Source organism: Serratia sp. S4, assembly GCF_000347995.1.
Taxonomy (GTDB): domain Bacteria; phylum Pseudomonadota; class Gammaproteobacteria; order Enterobacterales; family Enterobacteriaceae; genus Serratia; species Serratia quinivorans.
On the sequence record NZ_KB661120.1, the window covers coordinates 1,612,358 to 1,626,790 of the forward strand.

Below are 14,433 nucleotides of genomic sequence, written 5' to 3' on the forward strand. Positions count from 1 at the left end.
CCAAGGAGAACCTATGTCCCGTTTTGGCTTACAGAAGCTCTATATTAATGGCGCCTATGTAGACAGTACCGATGGAAAAACCTTCAACGCAGTGAACCCGGCGAACGGCGAAGTCCTTGCCGAAATCCAGTCCGCCAGCGCTGAAGACGTCAACCGTGCGGTGGCCAGCGCAGCCAGCGGACAGAAGGTGTGGGCGGCAATGACGGCGATGGCGCGTTCTCGCATTTTGCGTCGTGCAGTAGATATCCTGCGCGAACGTAACGACGAACTGGCCGCGCTGGAAACGCTGGATACCGGCAAGGCGATGTCAGAAACCACGGCGGTAGATATTGTCACCGGTGCCGACGTGCTGGAGTATTACGCTGGCCTGATCCCGTCCATCGAGGGGCAGCAGATCCCGCTGCGCGATACCTCCTTTGTTTATACCCGCCGCGAACCCTTGGGTGTGGTGGCCGGTATTGGCGCCTGGAACTACCCGATTCAAATCGCCTTATGGAAGTCTGCGCCCGCATTGGCGGCAGGCAACGCCATGATTTTCAAACCCAGTGAAGTGACTTCTTTGACGGCGCTGAAACTGGCAGAGATCTACACCGAAGCGGGCCTGCCGGACGGCGTATTCAACGTGGTCACCGGCAGCGGCGCAGAAGTGGGCCAGTACCTGACCGATCATCCAGGTATCGCCAAGGTGTCGTTCACCGGCGGAGTGAAAACCGGCAAGAAAGTGATGGCTAATGCCTCCGGCTCGACGCTGAAAGAAGTCACCATGGAACTGGGTGGGAAATCGCCGCTGATTATCTTTGACGACGCCGATTTGGATCGCGCCGCTGATATCGCCATGATGGCCAACTTCTACAGTTCCGGCCAGGTGTGCACCAACGGCACCCGCGTATTTGTTCCCGCAGCGTTGCAGGCACAATTTGAAGCCAAAATCCTCGAGCGTGTAAAACGTATCCGTCTGGGCGACCCTACCGATCCGCAAACCAATTTTGGTCCGCTGGTTAGCTTCGCGCATATGGAATCGGTGCTGCGCTTTATCGAAAGCGGCAAGAACAGCGGTGCGCGTCTGCTGTGCGGTGGCGAGCGTGTCACTGAAGGTGAATTTGCCAAGGGCGCTTATGTGGCGCCGACGGTGTTTACCGATTGTCGTGACGAGATGGAAATTGTGCGCGAAGAGATCTTCGGGCCGGTCATGAGCATCCTCAGCTATCAAAGTGAAGAGGAAGTAGTACGCCGCGCCAACGACACCACCTTCGGCCTGGCCGCAGGTGTCGTGACCAATGATCTGACCCGCGCCCATCGGGTGATCCACCAGTTGGAAGCCGGCATTTGCTGGATTAATACCTGGGGCGAATCGGCGGCGGAAATGCCGGTTGGCGGTTACAAGCAGTCTGGCGTCGGCCGAGAAAACGGCCTGATGACGCTGGAGCACTACACCCAGATCAAATCAGTGCAGGTCGAGTTAGGCGAATACGCCTCCATATTTTAATTATCCCCGTCGTCTTTCAAGCTACAGCGTTGTTGGCTGCGAGCGCAGACCCCAGTCACTTACTTGAGTAAGCTCCTGGGGCTCTGCGCCCTTGCCGCCTAGCTGTAACTCGAAATCCATAGGGGATATATCCTTTTTTGCATCCAAAACTGCCTTGGTTTATTCAGCATGCTGACCTTCAGGCCATTTGCATTATTAAGGCATACAAATATTAAGGGGATAATCGATGGAATACGATTACATCATTATCGGGGCCGGCTCGGCCGGTAACGTATTAGCCACCCGTTTAACCGAAGACGCTGACGTCAGCGTGCTGCTGCTGGAAGCCGGCGGCCCGGACTATCGGATGGATTTTCGCACTCAGATGCCGGCGGCGTTGGCTTTCCCGCTGCAGGGGCGCCGTTACAACTGGGCCTATGAAACCGACCCTGAGCCGCACATGAACAATCGCCGCATGGAATGTGGTCGTGGTAAGGGACTGGGCGGTTCGTCGCTGATAAACGGCATGTGCTACATCCGCGGCAACGCGATGGATTTCGATAACTGGGCGAAGGCACCGGGTCTGGAAGACTGGAGCTACCTGGATTGTCTGCCGTATTTCCGCAAGGCGGAAACCCGCGATATCGGGCCGAACGATTTTCACGGCGGTGATGGCCCGGTCAGCGTTACCACGCCGAAAGCCGGTAACAACGAATTATTCCACGCGATGGTGGAGGCCGGCGTTCAGGCAGGCTACCCGCGTACCGAGGATCTGAACGGCTACCAGCAGGAAGGCTTCGGCCCGATGGATCGCACCGTCACGCCGAAAGGTCGTCGTGCCAGCACCGCTCGCGGTTATCTGGATCAGGCGCGTTCTCGCCCTAATTTGAAGATTGTGACCCACGCGCTGACCGATCGCATCCGCTTCGACGGCAAGCGGGCGGTGGGCGTTGACTACTTGCAGGGGGAAGCAAAGGATGTCACCAGTGCCCGTGCGCGTCGGGAAGTGCTGCTGTGCGCCGGGGCGATCGCCTCGCCACAGATCCTGCAGCGCTCCGGCGTGGGGCCGGCCGCCTTGTTGAACCGTCTGGATATTGATCTGGTACACGAACTGCCGGGTGTGGGTGAAAACCTGCAAGACCATCTGGAAATGTACCTGCAGTACGCCTGTAAAAAACCGGTATCGCTGTACCCGGCGCTGCAATGGTTTAACCAGCCTAAAATCGGTGCGGAATGGCTATTCAATGGCAGCGGTATTGGTGCCAGTAACCAGTTTGAAGCCGGTGGTTTTATCCGCAGCCGTGAAGAGTTTGCCTGGCCGAACATTCAGTATCATTTCCTGCCGGTAGCAATTAACTACAACGGCAGTAATGCGGTGAAAGAGCACGGTTTCCAGGCACACGTCGGTTCGATGCGCTCCCCGAGCCGTGGCCGGGTGCAGGTCAAATCCAAAGATCCGCGCCAGCACCCGAGCATCTTGTTCAACTATATGGCGACCGAGCAGGACTGGCAGGAGTTCCGCGATGCCATCCGCATCACGCGTGAAATCATGGCGCAGCCGGCGTTGGATGAATACCGTGGTCGTGAGATAAGCCCAGGGCCGGAAGTGCAGACCGACGAGCAGTTGGACGCTTTTGTTCGTGAACATGCCGAAACCGCCTTCCATCCTTCCTGCTCATGCAAAATGGGTGAAGACGAAATGGCGGTGGTGGATGGTCAGGGCCGGGTGCACGGCCTGGAAGGGCTGCGGGTGGTGGATGCGTCAATTATGCCGTTGATCATTACCGGTAATCTGAATGCCACCACTATCATGATCGCCGAGAAAATCGCCGACCGTATCCGCCAACGCACGGCGCTGCCGCGCAGCACTGCAGAATACTTCGTGGCCGGTAACGCCCCGGCGCGTAAACAGTAACCAACATGTCCTCTCGCCACCGAGGGGGAGGGCTGCTGTAGCAAGCAACCCCCTCTCCAAAGTCCTTCCCTGAGGCGAGGGGACAATCCACCGCTTAAACCGGCAGGGCGATCGCCTGATCGAAACTGTTTGGTGTCGCCATACGCCACATGCGCGCATAGAAATCGCTTTCAATCTCTTTTTGCAACAGCGCCCCAGGTTTCAGGTAGTAATAGATGTCGGCATAGACCTTGATTTCCGTTGAGGTAATGCGGCGCAGCATATGGTGTGAAGTCAGCTGTTCCGGGCGGCTGACCCCGGCCGCTGCCAACATTTCCGCCAGCGCTTTCACCGTGTTCTGGTGAAAATGGTAGACGCGCTCCGCCTTGTTTGGCACCACCAGCGCTTTCTGTCGCAGCGGATCCTGGGTGGCGACGCCGGTCGGGCAGTGGTTGGTGTGGCAACTCTGCGATTGAATGCAGCCTACGGCGAACATAAAGCCGCGCGCTGAATTCACCCAGTCGGCACCCAGTACCAATACGCTGGCGATGTCGAAGGCGCTGATAATCTTGCCGCTGGCGCCTATTTTGATTTGGTCACGCAATCCACAGCCAACCAGAGTGTTATGTACGAACAACAGCCCTTCGCGCAGTGGCATGCCCATATAGTTGGACAACTCCAGCGGAGCCGCCCCGGTGCCGCCTTCTTTGCCGTCCACCACGATAAAATCCGGCAATATTTGGGTCTGCAACATGGCCTTGGCGATGGCGACAAACTCCCAGGGGTGGCCGATACACAGTTTGAAGCCCACGGGTTTGCCACCAGACAGCTCGCGCAACTGCTGGATGAAGTGCATCATTTCTACTGGGGTGCTAAAGGCACTGTGTGAGGCTGGTGAAATGCAGTCGATCCCTTCTGGTACACCACGCGTCGCGGCAATTTCCGCATCCACTTTTTTCGCCGGCAGAATGCCGCCATGGCCCGGCTTGGCACCCTGACTGAGTTTGATTTCAATCATTTTGACCTGCGGGTTTTTAGCCTGCTCGGCAAAGCGCTGCGGATCAAAATGGCCATCGCTGGTGCGGCAACCAAAATAGCCGCTTCCCAGTTCCCACACCAGATCGCCGCCGTTCTCACGGTGATAGCGGCTGATGCTGCCCTCACCGGTGTCATGATAAAAATTGCCCTTGGCCGCGCCTAGATTGAGGGCACGAATGGCATTGGCCGACAGCGCGCCGAAACTCATGGCGGAGATATTGAAGATAGAGGCGGAGTAGGGCTGGCTGCAGCCGGGGCCGCCGATAGCCACGCGGAAGCTGGTCGGATCGGATACCGCTACCGGACACATGGAATGGCCGATGCATTCATAGCCGGTTTGATAGACGTCCAACTGAGTGCCGAAGGGTTTGTCACCCATTTCGTTTTTGGCGCGGCGATAGACCAGCGTGCGTTGAGTACGGGAAAACGGGATCTGAGCGTTATCTTCTTCCAATAAATACTGGCGTATTTCCGGGCGGATAAATTCGAAGAAGAAGCGCAGGCGGCCGATGATGGGGTAGTTGCGGCAGATGGCGTGGCGCTGCTGGGTCAAATCGTAAATCCCCAGTGCGCTCAGCCCGCCAAAAATGATCGCCGGCAGCCAAAACCAGGGGTGGTGCGACAACAGTACCAATGATGTCAGCGTCAACAAGAGACTCAACACAAAGCAGGTATAACGGCTGAATAAGGACGACTTCATAACATCTCCTGATGTTTTTTTGATTTTGATCCAGACGACATGACTCACGGGAAATTTCCGTGGTTGGATCCTAACCAATAGGCAGGAGTGTTATGTGGCTGTTACTGCTTTATCGCTTATTGTTACATTTATTTAACGTAACGAGCGAAATACAGGCCACCGGGCGGCGGCCTGAAGAGTTACTTACTGGCGACGAAGATGGTGCTCATGCTGCGCAAACGCAGTTTTTTCATCGCACTGTACTTCTGAGAAAAAATGGTTTTGGGGTGAGTGCCGCGTTTTTGGGCAATGTGCAGCAGGCTATCGCCACGCAGCAAATTGAAAATAACGTCACTTTCCGCTGGGCTGAGCTCCCGGGTTTTCTGCATTTTTATCCCGCCCGGCTCTTTGCTTTCCAACAGGGTTTGTATCTTTTCCTGTAGTGAATAAAGAGGGATACGGGTAGAGACCAGCTCAACGGAAATGCCCAGAATCGACAACAGTTTCACTACGCGCTCATCGTCATAAAACACCAGCAGGCGTGTTTTTGAGTTGTATTGCTGATGCAAAGACACCAGGCTTTCAATGACATTGACGCTTTGTTCCAGATTTTGTGAGGTGAAAATCAGCGCGATGTCGTGCTTGATTATTTTCTCCGCCTTGGCGCCACCGTGCATAAAATCCGAAAACAGTCTGATATCGTACTTGCCGTAATGTTTTTTCAGTAATACCGAAAGGCCGACATAGCTGTACTTACACTCACTAATAACAAGGACATTGTTTTTAGACATAATGGCAAACACCCATAATGAGTTAAAAGTATTCAGCTGTAAGAAGCGAGTTCAAATCCTTGATGTCGGATTCCTTCCACAGCTTTCCCTGCAGTGCGTAATATGGCATTTCGTCCAGCCATTTTTTATGTTCGGGAGTTTCTACTCCTTCGATAATCACCTTGTAATGATTAAGGTGAAAAAAGCGCAATAAAGCGCGCATTAAACCTTCACCGCCGGACTTTTTCATAAAGTCCCATAGTAAAAAACGGTCCAATTTAACGAAGCGAAATTGACTGTTATACAATGCGGAAAAACCCGCATAGCCAGAACCAAAATCATCGAGCCAAAATGAATAACTCTTGAGAGAGGGATCGCCGTGGACGCGATCCTTTACCAATCGGGTTGAGTTCTCGCTGATTTCAAAATGAATACAGCGAGTAGCGTTAATTCTTTCTGAAAAATGGCTATTAGCCAAAGACCTCAGCGAATGATCGTCCACATTTAATGTGGCTATAACCTGATTTTTACGAAACCAGTGATTATATTTTTCTATCAGACTGACCTGCTCTAACAGAATCTCAATCCGGGTGGCGCTATCAGCAGAGCGAAAGAACTGTTCAGGAGAGAAATGTGCATATTCACTATTAAAAGTGAATCGTGACAGGCACTCAACGGCCAGCAATTGTCCGGATTTTGCGAACATTGGCTGGAAAACATAATTAATTCCGTTATTTTGCTCTCTAAAAGAACTGTGCATTCCTCAATCCTTTGATTGATATACAAATAGCTGTTTTATAACGAAAATAAAATAAAATCAGTCTGTTTATGGGTAAGAATCTTATTTAATGCAGTCAGGAAGAGCAATGCCGCTTACAGACCATTAAACGTGCAATTTGTTGCGAAGTCTAAATCACTCAAAAGGTAACAAAGTGTAAATATTTAGAATAATGTGCTGTTAATCAGGCCTTAAGTCAAAATGTCCAACTACAGGGCTTTCCCAAACACAGATTATTCCTATTCGATTAAATCGTCAACATCGATCGATAGGTATTTGTTGATAGTTTATTCCTATCAAGAGAGGGCTTATGAATGTTTTAAACGATTTAACAATAAGAATGCGCTTAGTCTATATTTCGTCCGGCAATGGGTTCATCGAGGCAACATTCCTTTTAAGCAAGGAGTGCTATCGCTGAGTGTATGCTCAGTGCCGGGTCGGTATATATTTATCTGTCACTGAATCGATTATTTTATTGTTTTTCTATGGAGCTGGAAATGAAAAAAGTATTATTGCCTTTGGCCGCGCTGGTATTGTCTGCTACTGCTTATAACGCTACTGCTGCAAGCGGTAACGTTAAATTCACCGGTGAAATCGTACAGTCTACCTGTAAAGTAGTTGATAAAGACCAGAATAAAGAAGTTTACCTGGGTAAATATCCTACTACCGCATTCCCAACTTCTGGTTCTACCAGCGGTGCTAAAGCTTTCGATATTAGCCTGGAGAAATGTGAAGCAGGTAACTACACCCTGCGTTTCGACGGTAACACCCCAGCTGGCCACCCAGAGCTGTTGGCTGTAACTGGCGGCGCTAACGGCGTTGGCGTTGAAATCCTGGATAACAACGGCGCAACTCTGCCAATCTCTCAGGAAGTTGCTACTCCAGCTACCGTTTCTGTTGCTGCTGATGGCGACAACCCAGGTTCTGCGACTTTCAACCTGCGCGCTCGTTATAAATCTTACCAGGATCTGGTAACTGCGGGTCAGGCAAACTCTAACGCTACCTTCACCATCGAATACAAATAATTTAATTCGCTGGCAGGATAGATAGAGCTATTGGCCATGGACGGCTAAATTCTGAGAGTTGAGATATTCCGATGAAAAAAGTGCTTTCTTGTATTTTACTCGCGTTTTCCGTTAATGCTTTTGCCGGCATTCAAGTTGATTCAACGCGCGTAATTTATAACAGCGGAAGTAAATCCGCATCGCTCTCAATCAGCAATGACAGCGACGACACCTATATGGTGCAAACCTGGCTGGATACTGGTGACTCAAGCCAGATGCCGAAGAATTTACCGATCGTGGTCACTCCACCTATTTTAAAACTGGCTGCCAAGAAAGACGCCATTCTGCGTTTTATCTATTCCGGCAGCGGGTTACCGCAGGACAGAGAAAGTCTGCTCTGGGTAAACGTACAGGAAATACCGCCAACGCCTAAGCAAGATAACGTACTGCAGGTGGCGATCCGTACCCGAATCAAACTGTTCTACCGTCCTGAGGCCTTGAAGGCCAACCTGCAACAGCAGGCTGAAGCGCTGAAATGGCAGCGCCAGGGCGGCAATCTGGTGGTCACCAACAACGGTCCGCTGTATGTGACGCTGGGCGTTCTGACGCTGAAAAGCGGTGGCAAGAGCTGGAAAGTGAATGCCGATATGGTGAAACCGCAAGATAGCCTGAAAATTGCTCTGCCACAGGGCGCGCAGTCGGCCGGCAGTATGTCGTTTACCTATATCAACGATTACGGCGGCCACACCGAGATTAAGAACGTTGCATTAAATTGATTTAAGCCCTTCAAGGAATGAACAAGAAATGGCACATAAAAGAATAACAACCCTCACGCCAAAACGTTTGGTCAGGCTGATTAATGGTGTAATTTATTTTTCTGCGGTGCCATTTTCATTCTCTCATATGGCCATGGCGGAGGAGCAGTTCAACACCTCCTTCATCCATGGCGACGACAACATTGCCCAGGTGGCAGCGTTGTCCAGCGGCGATGATATCTTGCCAGGCAAATATCCGTTTGATATTTACCTGAATGGTCAGCGTATCGATCACCGCGAAATCGAATTCAAAAAAGATACCAAAGACACGCCGGTAATGCCTTGCCTGACAGCGCAGGATTACCAGGATTACGGCGTTAAACTGCCAGGCGATATGAAAACCGAAGGTGCCGCGCAGTGTTATGCGCTGTCACAGCAAATCTCGGGTGCCAAGCTGAGCTATGACGCCGCTATACAGCGTATGGATCTGGAAGTGCCGCAGGTGTTTCTGGAGCCGCGTCCGCAAGGGGCTATTTCGCCGAAGGTTTACGATCGCGGGATTAACGCCGGCTTCGTTAACTATAACTTCAGCGGCAACCACAATAATTACAGCAATAACGCCAACGATAAAACATCAGACTATTACTTCCTGAGCCTGAACAACGGTCTTAACATTGGTAATTGGCGTTTGCGCAATAACTCGACGCTGAACCAGCAGTCGGGTGCCGGTACTCATTGGAATACCGTTTCGAGCTGGGCAGAAACTGACATTGTTTCCCTGCGTAGCCGCATGGTGATTGGCCAGACCAACACCAACAACAACGTGTTCGACAGCATCCAGTTCCGCGGCGTGCAGATTTCCAGCGCCAACGACATGCTGCCGGAAAGCCAGCGCGGCTATGCGCCGGTAGTGCGTGGCGTGGCGTCGACCAACGCCCGCGTCGAGATCCGCCAAAACGGCTACACCATATACAGCACCAACGTGCCGCCTGGCCCGTTTGCGCTGACGGATATTTTCCCAAGTACCCTGAGCGGTAACCTGAACGTAACGGTCATTGAGGCCAACGGTTCGAGAACCACTTTCGTGGTGCCATTCTCTTCCGTGCCGAACATGCTGCGTGAAGGGATCTGGGACTATCAGATGACTGCCGGTAAGTATCATGACGGCACGACCAAATACCAGCCAAAATTTGTGCAAGGTACCTTGTCCCACGGTATGGGGTATGACATTACGCCTTACGGCGGTGTGCTGGTGGCAGAAAACTACCGTTCTGCGGTGCTGGGTATGGGTAAAAACATGGGTGTTTGGGGGGCGGTTTCTTTTGACATGTCCTATTCCGACACCAACCTGGTCAACGGTGATGACAAGCAGGGTGAGAGCTTCCGCTTCCTGTATTCCAAGTCGCTCAACGACTGGGGTACTGAATTCCAGATCGCCGGCTACCGTTATTCGACCTCCGGCTACTATGATTTCTCAGATGCGGTTGCGGAACGCGATCGCTATGAAAACGGCTACTACCGCAATGATTACTACGATGAAAATGACCGTAATCAGGGTGTACCTGACTGGGCTGAATCACGTCGTCGGACTTATTACACCAGCAAGTTCAACAATAAACGCCAGCGTGTAGAATTGTCGATCAATCAGCGCATCGCCGGTAACTCAACGCTGTATACCAACGTCAGCAACCAGTCATACTGGGGCGGCTCTGGCCAGGATCGTACGGTTCAAACCGGCTTTAACAGCAGCTATAAAAACATCAGCTACGGCGTGTTCTATCAAGACAGCCGCAGCAACTACGGTTATAAAGATCGCAGTATTAACATGACTGTATCTATTCCGTTCAGCTTCTTCAGCAGAGACTCCTCTGATATGACGGCCAGCTTCAACGCCGGGCACAGCAAGCAGAGCGGTAATACCTATAGCGCCGGCCTGAGCGGTACCGCATTGGACGATAACCGTCTGAACTACGCGGTGCAGAGCGGTCACGATCGTTACGCTGGGCAAACCACCTCGGCTAACGTGGGTTATCAGGGCAGCATGGGTACGGTGAATGCCGGTTACAGCTACAGCAATGATTACCAGCAGTCTTCGTTGGGCGTATCGGGCGGTATCGTGGCGCACTCCGGTGGTGTGACGTTGACTCAGCCATTACAGAACACTTTCGTGCTGGTTGAAGCCAAAGACGCCAAAGGCGTTCGTCTGGAAAACCAACCGGGTGTGGCTATTGACCGCTTTGGTTACGCGGTGATGACTTCTGCGTCGCCATACCGTCACAACCGTGTGGCGCTGCGTACCGAAGATATCGGCAACGGCCTGGATATCCCGATGGCAGCCCGTGATGTGGTACCGACATACGGCGCAATTACCCGCGTGAAGTTTGAAACGCATACCGGTCAAAGCCTGCTGGTACACAGCAAAATGTTGGACGGCGGCGTACCGCCAATCGGCGCCAACGTGTTCAGCGCTGACGGCAAGAACAACGGTACCGTAGGTACCAATGGGGATATTTATATCTCCGGGGCATCCGCAGGGGATCGCCTGTTGGTTAAATGGGGCAGCGATGCCGGCGACAGTTGCTCGTTAGTGGTGCCGGAACTGAAATCGGCGACCGAACAGCTGATGGGCTATCAGGAACTTTCGCTGACCTGCGGAAAACCGTAAAAGGAATGGATATGTCTTCTTTGTTGTTAAAACACAAAAAACTCGGGCTGGCGGCAGGGCTGCTGGTCACACTGGGGACGTTCTCGCAGAGCAGCTTTGCGCTGTCTTGTAAGCAGAATGGCAACATTCGTCAGGATATCGTGCTGGATAAAGCGATTAAGGTATCAACGGCCAATACTGCCCCTGGGGCATTGCTGTGGCGTTCACAGACCTTTACTTCGACTTTCCAATGTGTGGATGACTGGAATAACCCGCGCGGGGAAAACGCTTACCTGTATTGGGATCCCCAGGCTCGCATGGGCCAGATCCATAACTCGATTGAAGTTGGCGTGACTTACAACAGCATTGATATAAAACCGGTGAAAAACGCCAAACAAGACGTGGGGCCAGGGACTGAATGTCGTCGCTCAGGTAATACCTGCCTTCGTCCGGCCAGGTCGCTGACGGTGACAGTTTCCTATGCCATTTACATTAAGGCGACGGGCAAGGCACCTCCGGCGGGTGGCAAGATCAATGACAACAATGCTTATTCGGTATTTCAGGTGGATGGGGTTGGTGGTCTGAACGGCACGCCTAACAGTAACTTTAACGCCTATATTTCCGGGTTGGGCAATATCCAGTTTATCTCCTGTAACCCGAAAATCACCGTGGTGGCTAACAACGGTTCTACCGTAAACTTTGGCACCATACCGCGTCAAAATGCGGTGGCCGGCAAAATCGAAAAGCAGGTGCCATTCTCGGTTAGCGCAAATATGTCGGATCCAACCACGGGGCAGGACTGTAAAGGCGAAACCCTGCAGGCCAGTTTCAGCACGACTTATCCATTGCAGGATAACAGTCTGATTATGCCAACCAGCAACAGCGGTTTCGGTATTTTGATTTCGCAGGCAGCAACGCCAAACACGCCGATCATGATGAACTCCCCGGTTGATCTGGGCCTGGTCAACGGTACCATCGTTGAAAAGAATTTTTTGGCTAGTCTGAAATGGCTGAATACCAATCCACAGGTTGGGCCATTCACCGCATCGGCAAATATCGACGTCACCTTTAAGTAAGAGCTGGCAGTTAAAAAAAAGGGGTTCAGCGCAGGCTGAACCCCTTTTTTTAATGCATATTTATCTCAGTGCTGGCCAACCCAGTTGGTGCAGACCCCGTCCAGAGATTTACCCGCATACCACAGATGCACGCCCGGCGACTCATGGCGATGTCCGTTCAGCGGTTCGATAGCCTGCGGGCGCATTTCTGCGACATCCCAGCGGGTAGTGCGGCGATACACCGCCGGCGTTTTGCCGAACTGTTTTTTGAACGCGCGTGAAAATGACGGTTGGGAATCAAAATGGAACTGCAGGGCGATGTCGAGAATAGGACGAGGGCTTGAACGCAGCGCCTGTGCCGCCTGCGAAAGACGACGCTCGCGGATATAGCTACCCAGCGCGTGGCCGGTGGTGCTGCGGAACATCCTTTGCAAGTGCCATTTGGAGTAGCCTGACTTGGCTGCCACGTTGTCTAACAGCAAGGGTTGATCCAGATGATTTTCAATCCAGTCCAGCAAATCGTGAATGATATTGACGCGATCCATGTTTGAGTTCTCCCGCAGTACGACATTCAGGTCAGTGTAGGTAAGAGTAATTATCCAAGCTTGTGCTTTGATAATAGGCCGCAACACCGGGTTACGCAAGTGTTAACTAGGGTGCTAAAGGTGGCTAAAAGTGCTCTTACCGTCGCGGAGAAATTAAAAAGGCCGCACGAGGCGGCCTTAAAGCGAGTAGGGAAACGGCTATCAGTTGGTTTCCGGCTTCACTTCGATATAGTCCAACTGCAACACGCTGCTGGTGTAGCCGCGGATCTTGTTGGTCATTTCAATATCGCCGTTCAGCTTGTGGCCGTAAGACGGAATGATCTCTTTCAGCTTGCTCTGCCATTCCGGCGTCGCCACTTTATCTTTGAACACGGTTTCCATCAGGTGCAGCATGATTGGTGCGGCAGTAGATGCGCCCGGGGATGCACCCAGCAGGGCGGCAATGCTGCCATCTTTAGCGCTGACCACTTCGGTACCAAACTGCAGCAGGCCACCTTTTTCATCGTCTTTCTTGATGATTTGCACGCGTTGGCCGGCAGTCCACAGCTTCCAGTCAGCCTGTTTGGCTTCAGGGAAATACTCTTTCAGCGCGGCGAAACGGTCGTCGTCGTTCATCATCAACTGGCCCACCAGGTATTTCACCAGGTCGAAATTATCCAGGCCGACGTGGGTCATTGGCATCAGGTTGGAAGTGCTCAGGGAATGCAGCAGATCAAACAGTGAACCGTTTTTCAGGAACTTGCCGGAGAAGGTAGCGAACGGCCCGAACAGCAGAACGCGTTTGCCATCCAGCATGCGGGTATCCAGGTGCGGAACCGACATCGGTGGTGAACCTACGCTGGCCAGGCCATAAACCTTGGCCAGATGCTGGTTGGCGATTTCCGGGTTGGTGGTCACCAGGAACTGACCGCCGACCGGGAAGGCGCCGTAACCTTCGGCTTCAGGAATGCCGGTTTTTTGCAGCAGCGTCAGTGAAGCACCGCCCGCGCCGATAAACACGAACTTGGCGTTAACGGTGGTTTCTTTACCGTCACGGGTCAGATCGGCCACGGTTACACGCCAGGTATTGTCGTCGTTGCGTTTGATATCGCGCACTTCATGGCTCAGGTTCAGCTTGAAGTTTGGATTTTTGGTCAGCGTATCCACCAGTTGGTGGGTGATCGCGCCAAAGTTAACGTCGGTGCCCAGCGGCATGCGGGTAGCGGCAATTTTTTGCTTCGGATCGCGACCGTCCATGACCAGCGGTGCCCACTGTTTAATCTGGTTGGCGTCCTCTGAGTACTCCATACCACGGAACAGGGTGCTGTGCTGCAGCGCCGCATAGCGTTTGCGCAGGAAGTTGACGTTATCGTCACCCCAAACAAAACTCATGTGCGGCACGCTGTTGATAAAGGATTTTGGATCTTTCAGGACGTTATTTTTAACCTGATAAGACCAGAATTGACGAGAGATTTCAAAAGACTCGTTCACCACCACGGCTTTGCTGATATCAATGCTGCCGTCTTTTTTTTCTGGGGTGTAGTTCATTTCGGCGAAGGCGGAGTGGCCGGTGCCGGCGTTATTCCAGCCGTTGGAGCTTTCTTCCGCTACGCCATTCATGCGTTCATACATGTCGATGGACCAGTTTGGCTCCAGCTCATGCAGGTAAGTCCCCAAAGTGGCGCTCATGATGCCGCCGCCGATCAGAACCACATCAACGGTCTTATTCTCTTCTGCTGCTGCCTGATGCGTGACGCCAAACAGGTTCAGACAGAAAATAAGGACGAGTATTTTTCTCATTAAATCAATTCTCTTGTATGTAAATTC

11 protein-coding genes are annotated in these 14,433 nt (G+C 52.3%); 6 read left to right on the top strand and 5 right to left on the bottom strand.

Features of this window, described 5'->3' with window-relative positions; genetic code table 11:
* The first annotated feature begins 13 nt into the window (after positions 1 to 13).
* Together betB and betA are read left to right on the top strand one after the other, a co-directional pair.
* Positions 14 to 1,486, top strand: coding sequence for a betaine-aldehyde dehydrogenase (gene betB, locus SERS4_RS0108330; protein ID WP_017892134.1), 1,473 nt, complete (start codon positions 14 to 16; stop codon positions 1,484 to 1,486).
* Between the two features lie 226 nt (positions 1,487 to 1,712).
* A complete protein-coding gene (gene betA, locus SERS4_RS0108340) occupies positions 1,713 to 3,380 on the top strand; it encodes a choline dehydrogenase (RefSeq protein ID WP_017892136.1) in 1,668 nt (555 codons plus the stop codon).
* 94 nt (positions 3,381 to 3,474) lie between these two features.
* Here betA and SERS4_RS0108345 read toward each other — a convergent pair whose 3' ends face one another.
* The 3 genes from SERS4_RS0108345 to SERS4_RS0108355 all read right to left on the bottom strand — a co-directional run bounded on the left by SERS4_RS0108345 (position 3,475) and on the right by SERS4_RS0108355 (position 6,606).
* Positions 3,475 to 5,097, bottom strand: a complete 1,623-nt coding sequence (locus SERS4_RS0108345) for an FMN-binding glutamate synthase family protein (protein WP_017892137.1) — start codon at positions 5,095 to 5,097, stop codon at positions 3,475 to 3,477.
* Positions 5,098 to 5,276: 179 nt separating this feature from the next.
* On the bottom strand, positions 5,277 to 5,867 hold the full coding sequence (locus tag SERS4_RS0108350; RefSeq protein WP_012005950.1) for a LuxR family transcriptional regulator: 591 nt from the start codon (positions 5,865 to 5,867) through the stop codon (positions 5,277 to 5,279).
* Positions 5,868 to 5,889: 22 nt separating this feature from the next.
* Positions 5,890 to 6,606, bottom strand: coding sequence for an EAL domain-containing protein (locus tag SERS4_RS0108355; protein ID WP_017892138.1), 717 nt, complete (start codon positions 6,604 to 6,606; stop codon positions 5,890 to 5,892).
* Between the two features lie 515 nt (positions 6,607 to 7,121).
* On the opposite strand from SERS4_RS0108355, the gene SERS4_RS0108360 reads away from it, so the two are divergent.
* The 4 genes from SERS4_RS0108360 (at position 7,122) to SERS4_RS0108375 (ending at position 12,103) form a co-directional block, all read left to right on the top strand.
* Positions 7,122 to 7,649, top strand: a complete 528-nt coding sequence (locus SERS4_RS0108360) for a fimbrial protein (RefSeq protein ID WP_012005952.1) — start codon at positions 7,122 to 7,124, stop codon at positions 7,647 to 7,649.
* A 71-nt stretch (positions 7,650 to 7,720) separates the two neighbouring features.
* The gene (locus SERS4_RS0108365) at positions 7,721 to 8,404 is read left to right on the top strand and encodes a molecular chaperone (RefSeq protein ID WP_012005953.1); all 684 of its coding nucleotides are present in this window, start codon (positions 7,721 to 7,723) and stop codon (positions 8,402 to 8,404) included.
* Positions 8,405 to 8,432: 28 nt separating this feature from the next.
* The gene (locus SERS4_RS0108370; RefSeq protein WP_012005954.1) at positions 8,433 to 11,048 is read left to right on the top strand and encodes a fimbria/pilus outer membrane usher protein; all 2,616 of its coding nucleotides are present in this window, start codon (positions 8,433 to 8,435) and stop codon (positions 11,046 to 11,048) included.
* Positions 11,049 to 11,059: 11 nt separating this feature from the next.
* A complete protein-coding gene (locus SERS4_RS0108375; protein WP_017892140.1) occupies positions 11,060 to 12,103 on the top strand; it encodes a fimbrial protein in 1,044 nt (347 codons plus the stop codon).
* 65 nt (positions 12,104 to 12,168) lie between these two features.
* On the opposite strand, the gene SERS4_RS0108380 is transcribed toward SERS4_RS0108375, so the two are convergent.
* Together SERS4_RS0108380 and mqo are read right to left on the bottom strand one after the other, a co-directional pair.
* A complete protein-coding gene (locus SERS4_RS0108380; protein ID WP_012005956.1) occupies positions 12,169 to 12,627 on the bottom strand; it encodes a helix-turn-helix domain-containing protein in 459 nt (152 codons plus the stop codon).
* Positions 12,628 to 12,828: 201 nt separating this feature from the next.
* On the bottom strand, positions 12,829 to 14,406 hold the full coding sequence (gene mqo / locus SERS4_RS0108385; protein WP_017892141.1) for a malate dehydrogenase (quinone): 1,578 nt from the start codon (positions 14,404 to 14,406) through the stop codon (positions 12,829 to 12,831).
* Positions 14,407 to 14,433: the final 27 nt, after the last annotated feature.